The organism is Persicobacter diffluens (genome assembly GCF_036244895.1).
GTDB classification, from domain to species: Bacteria; Bacteroidota; Bacteroidia; order Cytophagales; family Cyclobacteriaceae; genus Persicobacter; species Persicobacter diffluens.
In genome coordinates this window covers 120,701-138,505 of sequence record NZ_BQKE01000001.1, presented here as the reverse complement: position 1 = coordinate 138,505, position 17,805 = coordinate 120,701, and the positions used below count along the sequence as shown (strand labels likewise).

Annotated in this window: 13 protein-coding genes; 5 read left to right on the top strand and 8 right to left on the bottom strand. The window is 42.9% G+C overall.

Going from position 1 to position 17,805, the window contains the following annotated elements:
* Positions 1-9: 9 nt before the first annotated feature.
* On the bottom strand, positions 10-1,671 hold the full coding sequence (locus AAA970_RS00540) for an OstA-like protein (protein WP_338235583.1): 1,662 nt from the start codon (positions 1,669-1,671) through the stop codon (positions 10-12).
* A 157-nt stretch (positions 1,672-1,828) separates the two neighbouring features.
* Here AAA970_RS00540 and tilS point away from each other — a divergent pair, with 157 nt between their 5' ends.
* The 4 genes from tilS (at position 1,829) to AAA970_RS00520 (ending at position 6,917) form a co-directional block, all read left to right on the top strand.
* Positions 1,829-3,169, top strand: coding sequence for a tRNA lysidine(34) synthetase TilS (tilS, locus tag AAA970_RS00535; protein ID WP_338235582.1), 1,341 nt, complete (start codon positions 1,829-1,831; stop codon positions 3,167-3,169).
* Positions 3,153-3,668, top strand: coding sequence for a cyclic nucleotide-binding domain-containing protein (locus AAA970_RS00530; RefSeq protein WP_060685100.1), 516 nt, complete (start codon positions 3,153-3,155; stop codon positions 3,666-3,668). Before tilS ends, AAA970_RS00530 begins: the two co-directional genes overlap by 17 nt.
* Before the next feature lie 334 nt (positions 3,669-4,002).
* Positions 4,003-5,628: an adenine deaminase gene (ade, locus tag AAA970_RS00525; protein ID WP_338235581.1), complete on the top strand. Its 1,626-nt coding sequence runs from the start codon at positions 4,003-4,005 to the stop codon at positions 5,626-5,628.
* Positions 5,629-5,900: 272 nt separating this feature from the next.
* A complete protein-coding gene (locus tag AAA970_RS00520; RefSeq protein ID WP_338235580.1) occupies positions 5,901-6,917 on the top strand; it encodes a hypothetical protein in 1,017 nt (338 codons plus the stop codon).
* 379 nt (positions 6,918-7,296) lie between these two features.
* Here the strand turns inward: AAA970_RS00520 and AAA970_RS00515 are convergent, their stop codons facing one another.
* The 6 genes from AAA970_RS00515 to AAA970_RS00490 form a co-directional block, all read right to left on the bottom strand.
* The gene (locus tag AAA970_RS00515; protein WP_338235579.1) at positions 7,297-8,511 is read right to left on the bottom strand and encodes an alkaline phosphatase family protein; all 1,215 of its coding nucleotides are present in this window, start codon (positions 8,509-8,511) and stop codon (positions 7,297-7,299) included.
* Between the two features lie 749 nt (positions 8,512-9,260).
* On the bottom strand, positions 9,261-10,739 hold the full coding sequence (locus AAA970_RS00510; protein ID WP_053406300.1) for a glycine--tRNA ligase: 1,479 nt from the start codon (positions 10,737-10,739) through the stop codon (positions 9,261-9,263).
* A 439-nt stretch (positions 10,740-11,178) separates the two neighbouring features.
* A complete protein-coding gene (locus AAA970_RS00505; protein WP_338235578.1) occupies positions 11,179-11,940 on the bottom strand; it encodes an FkbM family methyltransferase in 762 nt (253 codons plus the stop codon).
* Entirely contained in the window at positions 11,937-13,196 is a 1,260-nt protein-coding gene (locus tag AAA970_RS00500; protein WP_338235577.1) for a cation:proton antiporter, read from the bottom strand. Before AAA970_RS00500 ends, AAA970_RS00505 begins: the two co-directional genes overlap by 4 nt.
* A gap of 10 nt (positions 13,197-13,206) precedes the next feature.
* On the bottom strand, positions 13,207-14,040 hold the full coding sequence (locus tag AAA970_RS00495; protein WP_338235576.1) for a universal stress protein: 834 nt from the start codon (positions 14,038-14,040) through the stop codon (positions 13,207-13,209).
* 194 nt (positions 14,041-14,234) lie between these two features.
* Positions 14,235-15,137: a glycosyltransferase family 2 protein gene (locus AAA970_RS00490; protein ID WP_338235575.1), complete on the bottom strand. Its 903-nt coding sequence runs from the start codon at positions 15,135-15,137 to the stop codon at positions 14,235-14,237.
* A 61-nt stretch (positions 15,138-15,198) separates the two neighbouring features.
* Here AAA970_RS00490 and AAA970_RS00485 point away from each other — a divergent pair, with 61 nt between their 5' ends.
* Complete coding sequence (locus AAA970_RS00485; RefSeq protein WP_338235574.1) at positions 15,199-16,488, top strand: glycosyltransferase; 1,290 nt, start codon at positions 15,199-15,201, stop codon at positions 16,486-16,488.
* Between the two features lie 205 nt (positions 16,489-16,693).
* Here AAA970_RS00485 and AAA970_RS00480 read toward each other — a convergent pair whose 3' ends face one another.
* Positions 16,694-17,581, bottom strand: a complete 888-nt coding sequence (locus tag AAA970_RS00480) for a class I SAM-dependent methyltransferase (protein WP_338235573.1) — start codon at positions 17,579-17,581, stop codon at positions 16,694-16,696.
* Positions 17,582-17,805: the final 224 nt, after the last annotated feature.

Here is a 17,805-nt window from a genome sequence, read left to right as displayed (position 1 = left end):
CTTTTTTGCTTATTGCTCCATCGGAATCGTCTGCATCTCCTCCCCTTTAGGGATTTCTTTTTCCAAAGATTCCTTTTCCTCCAGATTTAACAAAATTGGAGTGGCCGGCTTTTCAATGCTGAGGCTATCCAGCATTAAGCTATCTATTTTCGCCAGACGGGGAGCCAATACATCCGCCTTAGTCGGTTTTTCTTCTATCCGCCAATTGAAGCCACTTAACTTTTCTATCTCCGGCTCAATAGTATGTGGCGGATAAAAACTAGCCTCGGGCTGTACATAAAAACGGACATTAACCGGCTCATTGTCTTCAAAAAAGATCTTCATATTGGAGCAAAGCGTGTGGTTCAGCCCATGCAAGGTATTGTCTTGCTTCAGCGCATAATAGTTACTTTCACTATTCCCGTTCACATCCACCATGGAGATATTTTGCCCTTCAAAATAAGCAATCATTTCCCGTCCCTTGATCTGATTATAGTTCTTGAGAGTATCCTCCATGATTATAAAAGAGTTCCGCTTCAGAAACATCTTATCCAGTGTGTTATTCGCCATTAATAGGGAAATCGAATCCGCTTCTATCTGATTGGTATTCTGTGCCCAAAGCAAGGGATCTTCATAAAGGTAAATCATGGAATCGGCCATATCATAACAAAGGGAATCCGCTATTCCCTGCAGGTCAGATTTCCAGATCAGCACATCGTGATAAGCCAACATTTTATTCTCTTGCTGCGCCTCATTATCAATGGCTACCAGGGTATCGGCGCTCATATAAAAGGTATCCGCCTCCATCAACTTCTTCATTACCGGACTACCCCACACTTTGGTATAGCCGGTGGCCTTATCATAATAGGCCTCTTCCCCGGTCACGATGACGCTATCTTTTTTGGAAAGCATAAACACATTTCCAATCACCGAATAGGAATCCGTCCCCCGGTTATATTTCATATCATCGCCGGTCACTAAATAAGAATCTGTTTCTACCTGCCCCTCTTCTACATATGATTCCTCACTGCTGGCATCATAAATCATCCCGTGGTCAGTCTCCAGCGTCATTCCATCTTTGGAAGTACTCTTGGTAAAGCCAAAAGTAATGGCCTCCTTGGTAATGGTATTATACACCAAAGAGTCCGTTTCCATGATATAATCCGGATTAGTTAACACTACATTTCCCACGAAAATCATCTTATTCTGATTCGGATAATAGGTTCCCCGGTCAGAATCCAAATTATTCTGCCCATCCACGATATTTCCGCCATTGAAATAATGAGCACTTTTGGAGGAAGTATTATAATCCAGGAAATCAGTATACAGAATCATTTCTCCATCCGTATAGACCACCTCTTCTCTCAACCGGGCCAATCGTTCCTGTGTCCGGTACACCAATTTTTTGGAGGTAATATTAATGGAATCATTCTCTACAATGCGAACCTTTCCATAGCATTCCATTTCCCCTTCCTGGCGGTAATAATAGGCGGAATCCGCATAGATTATGGCATCCCGTTTTTTGAATCGAAAAACCACATTATCAATCAATTTTTGATAACGAATATTGCCTCTACGCCCATTGTAAAGGTTCTCCGCATCATAATCCACTTTTTCCTTTTTATTCTGCGCCATGGACGGCAGGCTTAGGCCCAGCATCAATACCGAAAACGCAAGCAGTATAATTCGCATTATCTATTGTTTTACGATTGCTTAATCAATTAAGCATAAGAGTCGACATTTGGCAGGAAGTGGCCAGACAAAAATGTCCGAATGAACCAATCCTCCTGTAATTTTGGTAAATTCACTCAAATTTAATAATTCCCCACGCTAATTCGACAATATTCTAATGAAGCTTAAGGCCTTTTTAGCGCATATTCACAAACACTTTCCGCATCTTTCCACCACCAAAAGCCTTCTTGCCCTAAGTGGCGGAGTGGATTCTATGGTGCTGGCCACCCTGTGCTTAAAGGCAAAAATACCTTTCATCCTGGCACATTGTAATTTTCAGCTAAGAGGATCGTCTTCTGATTTGGATGAATTATTGGTACGCAAATGGGCCGAGGAACATCAAGTTCCACTTTATTGTAGAAGCTTCCATACCATGGCTGAGGCAAAAGAAAGGGGGCAATCCATCGAAATGGTGGCCCGCCAACTCCGGTATGATTGGTTTGAAGAATTAATGAAAAGCCAAAATTGTGATCAACTCTTAACCGCCCACCATTTAAATGATCAGCTGGAGACCTTCCTTTTCAATATGGCCAAAGGCTGTGGAATTCGTGGGTTAAAAGGGATGCCCGAACAACATGATCGATTGGCCCGACCGCTTTTACAATTCAGCCGGAAGGACATTTTAGCCTATGCAAAAATGGAAGGCATTCCATTTCGGGAAGATGAAAGTAACCAGGACACCCAATATCACCGGAATAAAATCCGACAAAACATCATTCCTGAACTCAAAAAAATTAACCCTGAACTGGAGCACACTTTCAGGAACAGTCAGGCTAGGATTGCAGCTGCGGATCGGCAATTGCAACATTGGGTAAATTCCCATTTGGAAAATCATGGCGACTGGAAACAACAATTATTCTATTTGCCCACCTCCCGGGTTTTTTCCCAAAAAGAACCCATCTTATTCCTCGAGCTGTGGCTAAGGGAATATGGATTTAATTACCAGCAGGTGCTACAAATCGCAGAAGGCCAGGGCGAGAATAGTGGCAGCTTATTTGAATCCGGGGACTTCGCCCTGCAAGTGGACCGGGGAAATTTTATTTTGGGACAAAAACCACAGGCTCCGCCTGCTCAAATCATTGAAAATAGCAGGCAAATCCTTAACCTCCACCAATTCCAATGGCAGTCGGATACGTTTAATGTGAAGGATTTTCAGCTTGAAAAAAATCCTTTGATCGGGGCATTTGATCTAGATCTGCTCCAATTTCCTTTAAAACTGAGACCCTGGAAACTGGGAGATAAATTTCGCCCCCTCGGAATGAAAGGAAAAAAGAAAGTCAGTGATTTTTTGATTGATCAAAAAATACCGATTTTATTAAAAGCTCAAACCATGGTATTGGAAAGTCAGGGAGAAATCGTCTGGTTGGTAGGATACCGCCCCGATGATCGATTCAAAATTGGCCCAAAAACAAAAAACATCTGGAGAATAGAATTGAAGCAAAATGAAATCACTTTTTAAAAAACCATATGACCCTGAGGATATCGTCCTGTTCGACTTTTTGCAAAATTGCCCTTTACTGTCGGAACTGACCTATCAGGAACTTTCGGAGATCAAACCCTTACTTTATGAACGAGAGTTCCAAATGGACGAGGCGGTATATTTCCGCAATGACCCCAGCCAGGTGCTTTATATCATCAAAAGCGGAGAGGTCACGATGTCCATTGATATTGAAGGCAACTTTGAAGAGCTGGGAAGGCTGGGGCCCTTTAGTGCTTTTGGCAAAAATGCGATCTTGCCCAATACAACACGAACCCACAATGCAGTGACTACCAGTAAGTCCGCCGAAATTTATGCGATCTCGGGCGGAAGCCTTCAGGACCTTTTCGAAAAGAATCCGGAAATAGAAAATAAAATGTTGCGCTCCTTATCCATTTATTATAATGATTATATGAAGCGACTATTTCAGGCCTATAAAAAATCGAAGGCCTTTTTTGAGTTGAAGGAAGTATATCAATAATCCCTTTAGCCGGATTATTCCTGCTTAAATCCTTCTGTAGCTGCAGGGCGGAAAAATAAAGGGATGTTACTTATTTCATTTTTTTCCAACGATGCAGATGAAGGAGGGGAAAGCAAGCTTGCCCAAATTGGGGCCAGTAATAAATCAGTAAACATAACCTCATCGAACGGAAAACAACCGTCTTAAGACCAACTACTAAATTATTACGGTGAATAATTCGGGTGTACCTTATCGACACTACAAAAGCAGTGTACTCCATAAATTCTTGTTGCTACTTTTGTAGAAGAGAAAATCCTGCTTTGCTTAATTAATACTCCAGAGAAGCAAATTGCTTATGAAAATTATAAGAGGACAGCTGGTAGATTTACACCAAAAGAAAATTTACCCGGCGGAGATCAAGATCAAAAAAAATAAAATCGCATCCATCCAAAAAGTAAAGGATGCTCCGGCTCATTACATAATGCCCGGCTTTGTGGATGCCCATATTCATATAGAAAGTTCCATGCTGGTGCCTTCGGAATTTGCCCGACTAGCCGTGGTGCATGGAACGGTGGGAACTGTATCGGATCCCCATGAAATTGCCAATGTGATGGGCATTATGGGCATCCGATTCATGGTCAATAATGCCCAGCATGTCAATTTCAAATTCAATTTCGGTGCCCCTCCCTGTGTGCCGGCGACCAGCTTTGAAACTGCAGGAGCCATCATCAGTCCCGAAGATATTGAAACCCTTTTCCGAAAGGACGGCCTGAAATATTTGGCCGAAATGATGAACTGGCCCGGCGTACTTCAAAAGGAGGAGGACGTAATGGCTAAAATAAAAATTGCTCAAAAATATAACCGTCCGGTGGACGGACACGCCCCGGGCCTGAAGGGGGAAGATGCGGCTAATTATGCTGCGGCGGGCATTAGCACGGATCATGAATGTTTCACCGCAGAGGAAGCGCTGGACAAACTCAAGGCGGGCATGAAAATCCAAATCAGGGAAGGAAGTGCTGCCAAAAATTTTGAAGCTTTAATTGGCCTCCTTGCTGATTATCCGGAACAAATCATGTTTTGTTGCGATGACAAACATCCCGACGAATTAGTGGAAAATCACCTGGACGATCACGTGAAACGGGCACTGGCTAAGGGACATGATTTATTCCAGGTACTCAGAGCGGCCAGCTACAATACCGTCAAGCATTACGGGCTGGATATTGGCCTTTTGCAAGAAGGAGATCCCGCAGATTTCATTTTGGTAGACAATCTGGACGATTTCAACATTCAACAAACCTTCATTGAAGGGGAATGCGTGGCAGAAAATGGCGTCACTTTGATGAAATCCACTGCCTGCACCCCAATTAATAATTTTTCCTGCACAGAAAAAAAGCCGGAAGACTTTCAGATAAAGGCCGAAGGCTCAAAAGTAAAAGTCATTGAAGCGCTGGAAGGGCAACTCATCACCAATCCTTTGACCCTGGAGGCCAAAATCGAAGATGGTCTGGTCGTCAGTGATCCGGATCGCGATATCCTGAAAATGGTGGTGGTCAATCGATACAAAAAAGCCGAAGTAGCCAAAGGCTTCGTCAAAAATTTTGGTTTGAAATCGGGTGCCATCGCCTCCTCCGTAGCGCATGATTCCCACAACATCATTGCCGTAGGCGTTGATGATCATTCACTTGCGGAAGCGGTCAATTATATCATTGAACACAAGGGAGGCGTTTGCGCCTTTGATGAGGAGGAACGCGCCATCGTACCCTTACCGGTTGCCGGCTTAATGTCGACCAGCAATGGTTATGAAATCGCGCAAAAGTATACGGCTGTAGATCAAATGGTGAAAAGAATGGGAGGAAAACTAAACTCTCCCTTTATGACCCTTTCCTTCATGGCTTTACTGGTCATTCCCTCCTTAAAGCTGAGTGATTTAGGATTATTTGATGCAGATAAATTCACATTTTGCAAGCTGCTAACTGATTAAAATGCGCATATAACCTTTAAAAAAGCCAATTAAAATATACTTATACTTATTTTTTAAGGTAATTATTTGCGACCCTATGCTTTGGTTAATTGGATCTTAATCTTATATTTACAGTGTTATAAGAATAACGGCTCCAAAAACTTAACCAATAATAATCTTATCAACACCAACTTCTTCATCAATCTCTATGCCTTTGGATTAATGTTCCAAAGGCATTTTTTTAACGCAAATTTTTTCATTCCGTATAGTTAAACATACTAACGAATACTATAATGAAGAAAATTTCCCTTCTGATTTTGCCTCTTGTGCTGTTTTTTGCTTGTTCAAATGACGATGAGGGCACGCCCATCGTAGTGGCAACTGCTGAAATTTTAAGTTTGAAAAACCCAACCGGATCCAGCTTTGACATTGAATATTCCACCGATGGAGAAGGAGATTTTGTACTCAACGTTTATCTCTCTCTACCGGGGGAAGGAGTCCCGGTCTTATTTTCGGAAACATTGACAGCAGGGGACCAAACGAAAACCATCATTAATGCCAACATCAAAGAGGCGACCAATTATTTCTGTCAGATAGAGGCGACCTCTTCTTCTGGTCAGGTATCCGTTTCCAATGTGGAAAGTATCACTACCCTTGCCAATGATTTCACCATCTCCCTGAATAAAATAGATGAACAAAGTTTCGAAATTAATTTTGATGATACCCCACCTGTAGTAGTAAACCCTTATTTCTCCTTCGACGGGCAAAGTTTTATTCCTTATACTACCTACCAAATCACATCAGCAAAGATCCATACCGGGCAAAACATGTTTTTTAAATACATCACCGGTCAGGGGCAGGAGAGTAATATCATCATCATTGATGAAAATGATTTTGACCGACTGACGGCCATATCCGATAAGACCGAGCAGAATATCACCACTAACGATTTCACTGCCGTTCTTGAGCTTTTGGAGGATAATCAAACCCTTATTCAGGTGGATACCGAAGGCGACAAATCTTTTTCCTTACAAATAAGTGCGGAGGATAGCGACTTACAGAATTTATTGGGTTCCGATGAATTTGAAGTATTTGTCTCCAATGCCTCCAACAAGCTATCCGGTTCCTTTACCGATGGAGAAAATTCCTATGTAGTGGAGACCAGCGGCTTATTTCCAAATGATTTTCGAATAGTGAATAGTGAAGAAAAAATCACCTTCAGCGCTATTATCGCCCTAAAAAATGAAAATCAAAATGATGATGTTTTATTCTATGAGCAGTTGACCTTTGCCGTCAATAAAGCAGATTAGAAGCTATTGTAAAGCCGCTCCAACTCGCCTCCTGTTAGTTATTATGGTCAATGAGGGAGGGACTTTCTTGTCAAATGCTCCTAATCTCATCCAATGTAAGTCCGAATAGTCCTTAAAACGGCGAATACTGTGGATCAAAAAAAAAATCGCTATCCCCTCCGGAATAGCGATTTTTATTTTCATCCTGCTTATGTCCTCTTTTAACTGCAGGGCGGGAAAAAGGAAGAAATTTTTCCTATTTCGAGTTTTTTCCAAGAGAACAAATGAATCAGGAGCAAGCAAGCTTCCCCAAATTTGGGCAAATTAGCAATCAGCATACCTACTCAAGATAATACGACAAGCATTCCCAAAGAGCGTGTTTATAGTTAATCAATCCGGCCTAGGGCTGCTGTAAAGTAGGGGCTAAAACCTCGAACTCCCCATCTATTGTTTCCGGACACTCCAGATTTAATAAATGCGCCATTAATGGGTACAGGTGAATATTTTCAAAAACTTCAATTTCCAGCCTGTTTTGAAAGGAAGGTCCCTTGGCATAAAAAATCGCATGCATATTCTGCTCCGCGGGGTCAAAGCCATGGGCTCCCGTCGAAAAAGACTTACCTGTTTCCACGAATAAATAAGGGATTTGTGCATCCAGCCATACCTCCGGTACGGCAGTATGGGTATAATGCCATCTTTCTGGAGCAGACTCCTTTACAATCACTTTAAACCTGCCATCCGCTTTTTGGGTCAATTCTTTTTCCAGCAACTCTACATCAGCACCTTCCTTTGGATAAAGCAACACCTGCGATCCGCCAGCATTCACCACTTCAAAATTGGAATAGTCCGTCATCGATCGATAATCAATGCCTTCTTCTATCTTTTGCATGCCATGGTCAGACACCACAATAATATTGGCCTCCACCTGCTGCTGCTTTAATCCATCCAACAGCGCGCCCAATTGCGCATCCACCTGTGCTACCGCTGCAGCCGCTTCTTCAGAATCAGGACCAAAGTTATGCCCACTCTTATCGGGCTCATGGAAATAAAGGGTGATAAAATCTGGTCTTTCCTCTTTTGATAATTGTGTCCAGGACAAAATCTTTTCTACCCTTTTCTCAAAAGGAATAGACTCATCATAAGGAAAAAAATAAGAGGGAAGGGTTCCGTGTTGAGGGACGTCAGATCCGGGCCAGAAGAAACAAGCGGCCTTTTTGCCCTGATCTTCCACTAATTTCCAAAAAGGAGTTCCCCCATACCAGCGGGGATTGTTTCTTTCCTCCGCCTTTCCCAATGCATAAACAGCATCATATTCGGGAGAATAAAAAACATTATGAATTAAGCCATTATGTCCGGGATACATGCCCGTGATGACGGCCCAATGGTTTGGAAACGTTTTGGAAGGATAAGAAGGAATCATACTCTTGGCCTTTACTCCTTCCTTTGAAAACTGAGCCAAATGGGGTGGGGCATACTTTTCCGTATAGTCGAATCGGTAGCCATCCAGTGAAATCAAAATAAGAGGATGATAGGCTTCCTCGGTGCTGGGCTGCATTTTCTTTCCACAGGAGCAAAACACCATTCCTGTCAGAAAGAATATCCATAGTCTTTTCATATACTGATCATTATCCCACAAAAATAAATGGAGAAATCCGATAGTGAATCATCCAAAGCACAAAGAATTATTATCATTTCATTAAGAGGAATTCAAACCATTTTTTTCTGATTCTAATCCCGCAGAAAGCGAAATCATTAGATCATTATGAGAAAAGTGCAAAATTATTCAATTGAATAGGTTTTTAGTTTTCAAAAAGTATAACGGCTATCGTTTAATGACAAAAACAGGTCAATTAGCTCAAAAACAAGCGTCCAAATTTCAAAACGGAACTGCAAATAATAGACAGTTTCCATCTTCAATAAAATAGCAGGAGTAAAACGACAGGACTTCCTAAAATTTCAAAGTTATTTTTTTATCACTTTAAAATTGATCGATACCTAACATTTACTCCCCAATTGTTCCAAAACAAAAAAAACCTGACGGTGGACTGCTTCCGTCAGGTCTCTGTAGAAAATTTTGTGGAATGGTTTAAATATCTTACTTCAAGAAAATTCTTTTTTATCGAATGTCTGACTTAATGAACTAGCATATTCCTTTGTAGGTTTCAGACATCACTAACTTTTTTTTAATTTACAACTAATCCTCAGCCAAATACAATAATTGCCGCTCTTTTTATTATTGACATTATCAATATCCCAATTGACTTTATCATTTAAGCGTGATATTCATCCGCTTATTTTTATATTCAAACAGGAAAAAAAAAAGCGGAACTTATAAGCTCCGCTTTTTTTATTATTGATAATTACTTACTTGTCTTCCAACTCACGGAAAATTTTAGAGATAGAAACTGCTTCCCCAATCACTTTTCTAAGGTCTGCAATCGCTACACGCTCCTGTTCCATGGTATCACGATGACGGATAGTAACCGTTTTGTCTTCCAAGGTCTGGTGATCTACCGCAATACAGAAAGGTGTACCAATCAAATCCTGACGGGTATAACGCTTACCAATGGACTGCTGCTCTTCATACACCAAGTTGAAATCATATTTCAAATCGTCGAAGATTTCTTTCGCTACTTCCGGCAAACCATCTTTCTTCGTTAATGGGAAGATCGCCGCTTTTACCGGAGCCAAAGCCGGGTGGAATTTCAAATAAGTACGTTTTTTCGCCTTATCGCCTTCGCCCACCATTTCCTCTGTATAAGCATTGAACATGGTCATCAGGAACAAACGATCCGCTCCGATGGAAGTCTCCACTACATAAGGGATGTAGTTTTTATTGATTTCCGTATCGAAGTACTGTTGTTTCTTCTTAGAGAATTCCTGGTGCTGAGAAAGGTCAAAGTCCGTACGAGAGTGAATACCCTCTACCTCTTTGAAACCGAATGGGAATTTATATTCAATATCCGCTGCAGCATTAGCATAGTGCGCCAATTTCTCATGGTCATGGAAACGAAGCTTTTCTTGTGGTACCCCCAATACTTTGTGCCACTTCATGCGGCTTTCTTTCCACTTCTCGTACCACTCCATTTCTTCGCCCGGACGAACGAAAAATTGCATCTCCATTTGCTCAAACTCACGCATACGGAAGATAAACTGACGTGCGACGATCTCATTACGGAAAGCTTTACCAATCTGTGCAATACCGAAAGGCACTTTCATACGAGCCGTTTTCTGAACGTTCAGGAAGTTGACGAAAATACCCTGAGCCGTTTCCGGACGAAGGTAAACCGTGCTTGACTCATCTGCCACAGAACCAATCTGGGTAGAGAACATCAGGTTAAACTGACGAACTTCTGTCCAGTTAGTCGTACCAGAAATTGGGCATGCAATCCCATTATCAATGATCAACTGGCGAACACCTTCCAAATCTTCCGCATCCAAAAGACGCGCCAACTCCTGCTCTAAAGCTTTTCCTTCAGCAGCTTTGCCTTCTTCTTCCAACCTGGCAGCATACTCCTCCACCAAAACATCCGCACGGTAACGCTTCTTGGAATCCTTATTATCGATCATAGGATCATTGAAAGAATCCACGTGACCTGAGGCTTTCCAAGTAGTAGGGTGCATGAAAATGGAAGCATCAATCCCGACAACATTGGAATTCAGGCGCGTCATGGACTGCCACCAAACATCTTTCAGGTTTTTCTTCAATTCCACCCCGTAGGCTCCATAATCATATACTGCCTGAAGGCCGTCATAAATTTCTGAAGAAGGATAAACAAAACCATACTCTTTCGCATGTGAGATGATATCCTTTAAGGCGCTGTGTTCTTCTTGTTTTGCCATGTTGGAAAAATAATATATTGAATCTTAGTATCGAATCTAAACCCCCTGAAGCATTGTGATAATGCCATCAAAAGAGGGGTATTATTACTAGCCTGCAAATATAAGGAATTTGAATTTGGCAAGGGGCTAAAGCCGTGAGATTCTTATTCATGCCTTGGAATTTGATGCAAAAGCCCCCCAAAGACCGGCATGAACTTCACGTGAATGATGCATCCTTTAATCCTCGTATAGCTACGAGGTGGAAAAAATGATGGAATAGTTTCCTATTTCGAGTTTTTTCCAACGAAGCAGATGAATGAGGAGCAAGCAAGCCTACCCCAATTTGGGCTATCAGCAATTTAGCAGACCTAGCTGTAATAGACAGACAAACAACTTCTTACGGTAGACTCTAAAGCTGGCGGTGAATAATCCGGCTTAAAGCTTAATCCGCTAATTCCTCTTAGGCCCTCAAAAGTGTGGAATTAAAAAACTCATCCATATGCACCAGCTGGTAGCCTTTGTCTAACCATTGCTGGATATGCTCCCTGATGCGCTTCAGGTAATGTTCATCCTGAGGGTGGTTCACCTCATCAAACTCCACACATAAAATACGCGGATAGATCTCTTTCTTCAGCAAGTCTTCCATCACCTTGTATTCGGCACCTTCAATATCAATCTTCAAAAGGTCAATCTGCTGATGACCCAGTTGTTTCATCAAATCATCTACGGCATACACCTGCGCTTCGAAAAAGTCTGCTGTTTTTTGCAGGTTCACCGCAGAATGCGAAACATGAGAAGGATCTGCCGGCATGTAAAATTTCAAAACCTCTTCCTGATTCCATAAGCCCCAGGGGTGAAATTGCCATTTGTTCAAAAGGGCAGCATCGGTGGGATAAAATGTTCCCTCCTCATGGGGCAGCTCCAATGCCCGCGCCTCCTGCAAGGCATTTTGTAATGCTTCGAAATGCGCGATGGCTCTTGGGGTCGGGTCAAAGGTGTGTACCTGACAGCCATAAGTCTGGCTCAGGGCAGCATCAAAGGAAATATCCTCACCGGCTCCCGCCAAATAACACACCGCATGCTCATCCAAAATCCCTTTTGGAATATACCAATGGCAGCTTTTTGAACCCAGCGCCTCCACCGGTAGTCGGGTAAAATCAAAAAAACGGCCTAGTTTCCACCAGGCCTTTAATTTCATATATCGGTCAATTATAATACTCATTCTGAATCTTTCTTAGCCTGTGCTCCCAGCTGGATACACATTTTCAATAATGGAGCAGAAATAATGATGGTTACCAATACCATGATCACAATCGCCACAAAAAGCTGATTTTCGATCAAACCGGCCTGCAAGGCTATTGCTCCCAGAATCACCTCTAATGTTCCATGGGTATTCATTCCAAAGCCTATAGCCAGGGAATCATGCTTGCTTAAACCACTAATTTTTGCTCCTCCGTATCCACCGATCACTTTACCAACAAAGGCGGTAATGATCAATACCACCACTAAAGGGAAATTAAAACTTTCGATAAAGTTGACATGCAATCCAATGGACACAAAGAATAATGGTGCAAAGATATTATTTATAAAATGATGTACAATCTCCTTCGCTCTTTCCGATAAGTGCACCGAATCTCCCAGCGCAATTCCCACAATGAAAGAGCCGAAAATGGCATGAATACCGATCCACTCTGTAAAAGCAGCCGCCAGAAAGCAAAGCGCCATCGACAGGGACAACAAGCCCCCGGGCCATGCCAGGCGGGCATTGATCCAGGGCAGTATTTTATTGATCAGCGCCCGGCCTATCGTCAGCATTGCCAGCGTGAAGCCCATGGTCAGCCCAATCGTTTCCCCCAAGCCCATATGGCCATTTTCAGAGCCCATCATCGACAATATGACGGTAAATATCAACCAGCCCAGAATATCAATAATCATGGCCGAAGCAATAATCAGCATCCCCGTCCGGGTTTTGAAGATATTGAGGTCCATGAGAATCCGGGCAATAACGGGCAAGGCCGTAATGGAAAGGGTCGTTCCTATGAAAAGCGCAAATACCAAATGATTGCGGTCATCGGTCAATCCGTAAAATTCCGGCGCCATAAATGGGCCGATAAATCCCAGAATAAAGGGAATGATTAATGCAGACAAACTGATATTGGCCGCCTTCTTTCCCTGCTCTATCACCAGATCCAGCTCCACCTCCAGGCCGGCGATAAAGAGCAACAGCACTACGGCAATCTGGAAAAAGCCATCCAGCACAATCGCTGAGGAACCACTGGTAGGGAATAAAGTCCCCCACAATTCCGGCGCCAGTCGGCCAAAGAGGGTAGGCCCTAAAAGCACCCCGGCCAATATTTCTCCTACTACTGCGGGCTGCTTCAGCCGGCGCATCACTTCGGCCAACAACCGCGCCACTCCCAAAATTATGGCCAGCTGCAGTAATAGGTTGATTACTTCACTATGATTTAATTTCTCCATGAAAAGGCATTTAAGGGTGTACGATCAAAAGATTGGAAGGCAGGTCAGACATGATATACTCCAGGTCTTGTCTGAAAATGCGATCAAAGAGTCCTAACTTTCGGCCCATGCCCTGCATCACAAGCAAATCGGCATTCGTACGTCTGGTAAATTTGGCCAATTCATGCCCTGCTTTACCGGCAGTAATTTTTATGTTAATGCGAAGATCTTCGGTATCCAGTTTATCCAATTTGGCCTGCACCTCTTTCAACTCCTCATTCACCAGATTTTTTCGGGTTTCACTATATTCCTCCTCCGTATCCTCAGAGGCCACCGCCAGGCTCAGCCCATAAAGCTTAATCTCCCGAATCAAATGCAGAATACTGGCCTGATCCCGCTTGCCTAAGTCGCAGGCCACCTTCAGGGATTTTCGGGGGTTTCTACCACCACCAGCCTGCACCACAATATTATCGAAATTCTGCGGGTGGGAGGAAGGTGTCACCAGCACCAGCACTGAACAATCGGCCTTTCGAAGAATGTCCCGAGCAACAGAACCTATATAATATTGAAAGAGATTCTCCTTTCTAAGTGCCCCGGCGATCAATAAATCCACCTCTTCCCGCCGACAGATCTCCAATATCTTTTTAGAAGGAGCGCCATTTTCCCAACAAAGTTTGACTTTTCCCCTGTCCACCTTCACCTGGTCCAGCATTTCATCAAGCTGCTTTACATCCTCATCAGAACGCTCGCCAATGTGAATTAAAACCATTTCAGCTTCAAACAACTGTTGTAAACGCACTGCTTCCCACAATACGGCCTCCCCGGTGGGCGAAAAGGCAATTGCCACCGCTAATTTTTTAAACATGATGCTCGGAAAATTTCGTAAAGAAAAATTTTAACTCCCTGATTTTCAAGACCACAAAGGCTACGATCAAAAAATCATTCCCTCAGGAAGCTATCCCAATATAAAGCTTTTTTTGGCAAATTGGGCTTAAAATCAAAATCAGAGACTGTTTTTTAGCCATTTTGAAAGAGATGCTTTGGTGGTTGGCGCAAGCCTTAGCGTCTGCCAAAAAGTAAATACATGATATATTGTGGAATAGCTTTTAGCTTTGCTTTCCAATAATATTTCACCATCGCCTGCCGCACCTCTTTATTTTCTTCTAGGGGAATTTTCTCTACTGCTAACCGGTCCAGTCGGTCCACATCATAGTTGGTGGTGCGAAAAGAGTGCTGTCCGGAACCATCCTGGCCAATATTCTCCGTGATACTGCGTGAAGGATTCAGGCAGAGACCACCCGCCAAAAAAATCGTCGCATACCAGCGAATGGCCCAGGAGTCCCGCTTGCCAGCCAATTGATTACGCAACATCCGGTGAAAGTTAAAGGAACCTTCATAGTCAAACTGCTTTTTCAGCCTGCCATCAAATTTACTCAACAAGTCTGCTGATGAGGGATTAAATTGCTCCCAGCGATTTGCCCAGGTGGCCCAGCCCCAACACTGCATTTGCTGAACCAAAGCCAAAGGTGGAAGATCATTCCTTTTCAAATCCGGCATATAAGCACCAATATGCCACACTTTGTCCTCATTTTGATACAATTCCAGCGCCTCATTCATAAATTTGAGAAAGCCCGGTGCCACCACGATATCATCCTCCAGGACGATAATCCGGCCATGCGATTTCAAAATCCGGCTTACCCCTTCAATAATACTATTGGCCAGGCCCTTATTCTGATCCGAAAAAATCAATTCCTTCCTCGCCCCAATCTCAAAATCCATTACCAGGGCCTTGGTGGACTGAATGGCCAATTTCGTTTTTTCATCCGCTCCGGCTTTGGGGCCATCTGCAAAAATGAAAATCTCTGAATGCGCCACCTCCGGATTGGCTTTTAAAGCCTCCAAAGTTTTCAAGGTATGATCCGGACGATTGTAAACGAAAAGTGCGATTGGGGCAAAGGTCATGGCGTGAGCATTTTTAATTCACCACTAAATTAAAGCTATTTCTTTTAATAATATAAATGCCATGCTTAGCTTAGCGCCTAAGATGAATCAAAAAAAGCCCCTAAAAGTCGTTTTCCTTTGTTCCTTCGGAGATACCGGTGGAGCTGCCATGGCTTCCTTACGCCTCGCTAAAGCCCTTCGTCAGCAAGGGGTGGATGTACACTTTTTAGTACAGCACCAAAACAGGCCGCATGAAAACATGGAAGTGGTAAAAGGCTGGAAATGGCGATTGGCACTGGAAAAGCTTCATTTCCTGTTATATGAAAAAGATAAAGCACATCGGTTTGCCTTTTCCTCAGCGACTGTCGGGGCTGATCTTTCCCGGCACCCCATGATTCAATCTGCCGACATTATCCACATTCACTGGATCAATCAGGGATTTTTATCGCTGAAAGGCTTGAAAAAACTTTTTGCTTTGGGGAAACCGGTGGTGTGGACGCTGCATGATATTTGGGCGTTTTCCGGAGGCTGCCATTATGCTTTTGATTGCAAAGGCTATTTAAACAGCTGTGGAAATTGCCCTCAAATCCGAAAGGCTCATCCAAAAGATATTTCCCATCAACAATGGAAAGCTAAAAAAGATATTTACGACATTCTGGCGCCGCATTTGGTGGGAGTGAGTCAATGGATCATTGATCAGGCACAGGAAAGCGGGCTTCAGCAATACCTGCAATTCCACCAAATCCACAACCCCATCGATACGGATCTTTTTCAACCTGCAAAGCATATGCAGGCCTTACGACGGCAGTGGAATTTACCCGAAGATCAAGCTATCTTAACCTTCGGAGCCGCTAATCTCCTGGATACAAGAAAGGGGTTTCAAGATTTGGAAAAGGCACTTCAGCTTTTGAAAAAGCAAAAATCAGTGCATCCCCATCTTCTCCTTTTCGGAAAATGTAATGACCCACAACGATTAGATCAACTGCCTTTCCCTTTTACATATGTGGGGGAAATCAGACAGGAAAAGAAAATTCGGGAGCTATACCAATTGTCAGACGCTTTTATCACGGCTGCCTTGAATGAAAACCTGAGCTATATGATTATGGAGGCCATGGCCTGTGGCTGCCCGGTGATCACCTATGCCGCAGGGGGCAATCCCGAAGCCGTAATTCACCAACAGAATGGTTATGTCGCGGAATTGGGAAAGCCGGCCTCTCTGGCGGAAGGAATTCATTGGATGTTTGATAACGATATTGATCAGCTTAGTAAAGCTGCAAGAAGCCATATGCTTTCCCACTTTTCTGAAAAAGAGGTTGGAAAAGCCTATCATTCTCTCTATCAGCAAGTGTTAGCCCGAATTATGCCCCGCTAAATTTAATAAATATTCCCAAGCAACTTGTTATCGTTCATTACGGGGGAGGGCTGATTTTTTTAATGGTCCAAATTTGGAAAAGCTTGTTTTCTCCTCATTCATCTGCTTCATTGGATAAAACTTGAAACAGGGAACTCTTCCACCATTTTTCCCGCCCCAAAGCTAAACGAGGATTTAAGCATACATCTTTCGGATCAGCCAATATCTAAGCATAAGGGTTGAGAGGCAGATCTTGTATTTGAAAATGAGATTTATTTAAAACATCCTTAAATTCATCGGAAAAAGTACCTTTTCCAATAACTGCTATCAAATGCATTTTCGGAATAAAATCGGTAGCGCAAAGCCTGTCTTTTAGTTTTATTCTTTTTTGGATCTGCCTTAGTTTCCTTTGATTCATCGGCCTTTCATTCATTTCAGGGGAATCATCATGCACATCATTGATCCCTCCAAAAGCAATATGCCTTAGCCCCATGCCCATGGCAAACTTCTCCACTTCTCTTTTCGAAAACTTATAGACATAATTGCCCACCGTTTCGAAAGAATAGCGATTCTTCCACAGTCCTCCAAAAAGCTTCGGCAGACGATCTCCCAAATTTTTTAATAACAGAAAGGCTGGATTGGAAAGCGCTATATCCACCGGTTCCATAAAAATCACGGCCCTTTTGGCCACTCTGGTCATTTCCGATAAGGCGAGATAAGGTCTTGGAAAATGATGTAATGCCTCCTTACACAGTACAAAGTCATAGGCGTTATCCTCTAAATCGATCGCTTCGGCATTCAAAGCAGCATATTGCTTTATCCGCCCGGACGCTTTCGCAAGACTTAAAATACTATCCTCAATATCAGAAGCCAAGACTTCTATCACCCCACTTTTCAATAAGTAATGAGCATCCGCTCCATAACCATCACCTACCGTCAACCAACTGGCGGATTTATCACTTTGGATAATGGGATCCAGCGCACCATACAAACGCTCCGCTCGCCAGTCATTAACGGAGCGTTCCTCCCAAAATTGAGCTGATTTGACTCTTTCTTGTAGATGAAGGGCGTGCTTTTGATAACTTTCCTGAGCATTCATTTCGTTTGTGTTCACTTTTTAAATTCCCAATACCCTAAGTTATTGATTCAATGCATTTAAAAAACATATAACAGCAATTTTCAACTACCCTTTTCTCATTTAACCCCTAGGAGCGTGTTTAAAAGCCAAAATTCGCAGTGAGAATTTGAAGTATTACAGAAGTGATACCCGATTATTTTGAGAGAATAGCACCGCTATTGTTGAAAAATTATCCAAAATCGCTTCCAATAATTCGAATT

Bases quoted from the DNA above. Each gene is read 5' to 3' on its own strand.
- AAA970_RS00540 (WP_338235583.1), bottom strand. From the start codon at position 1,671: ATGCGAATTATACTGCTTGCGTTTTCGGTATTGATGCTGGGCCTAAGC.
- tilS (WP_338235582.1), top strand. From the start codon at position 1,829: ATGAAGCTTAAGGCCTTTTTAGCGCATATTCACAAACACTTTCCGCAT.
- AAA970_RS00530 (WP_060685100.1), top strand. From the start codon at position 3,153: ATGAAATCACTTTTTAAAAAACCATATGACCCTGAGGATATCGTCCTG.
- ade (WP_338235581.1), top strand. From the start codon at position 4,003: ATGAAAATTATAAGAGGACAGCTGGTAGATTTACACCAAAAGAAAATT.
- AAA970_RS00520 (WP_338235580.1), top strand. From the start codon at position 5,901: ATGAAGAAAATTTCCCTTCTGATTTTGCCTCTTGTGCTGTTTTTTGCT.
- AAA970_RS00515 (WP_338235579.1), bottom strand. From the start codon at position 8,511: ATGAAAAGACTATGGATATTCTTTCTGACAGGAATGGTGTTTTGCTCC.
- AAA970_RS00510 (WP_053406300.1), bottom strand. From the start codon at position 10,739: ATGGCAAAACAAGAAGAACACAGCGCCTTAAAGGATATCATCTCACAT.
- AAA970_RS00505 (WP_338235578.1), bottom strand. From the start codon at position 11,940: ATGAGTATTATAATTGACCGATATATGAAATTAAAGGCCTGGTGGAAA.
- AAA970_RS00500 (WP_338235577.1), bottom strand. From the start codon at position 13,196: ATGGAGAAATTAAATCATAGTGAAGTAATCAACCTATTACTGCAGCTG.
- AAA970_RS00495 (WP_338235576.1), bottom strand. From the start codon at position 14,040: ATGTTTAAAAAATTAGCGGTGGCAATTGCCTTTTCGCCCACCGGGGAG.
- AAA970_RS00490 (WP_338235575.1), bottom strand. From the start codon at position 15,137: ATGACCTTTGCCCCAATCGCACTTTTCGTTTACAATCGTCCGGATCAT.
- AAA970_RS00485 (WP_338235574.1), top strand. From the start codon at position 15,199: ATGCTTAGCTTAGCGCCTAAGATGAATCAAAAAAAGCCCCTAAAAGTC.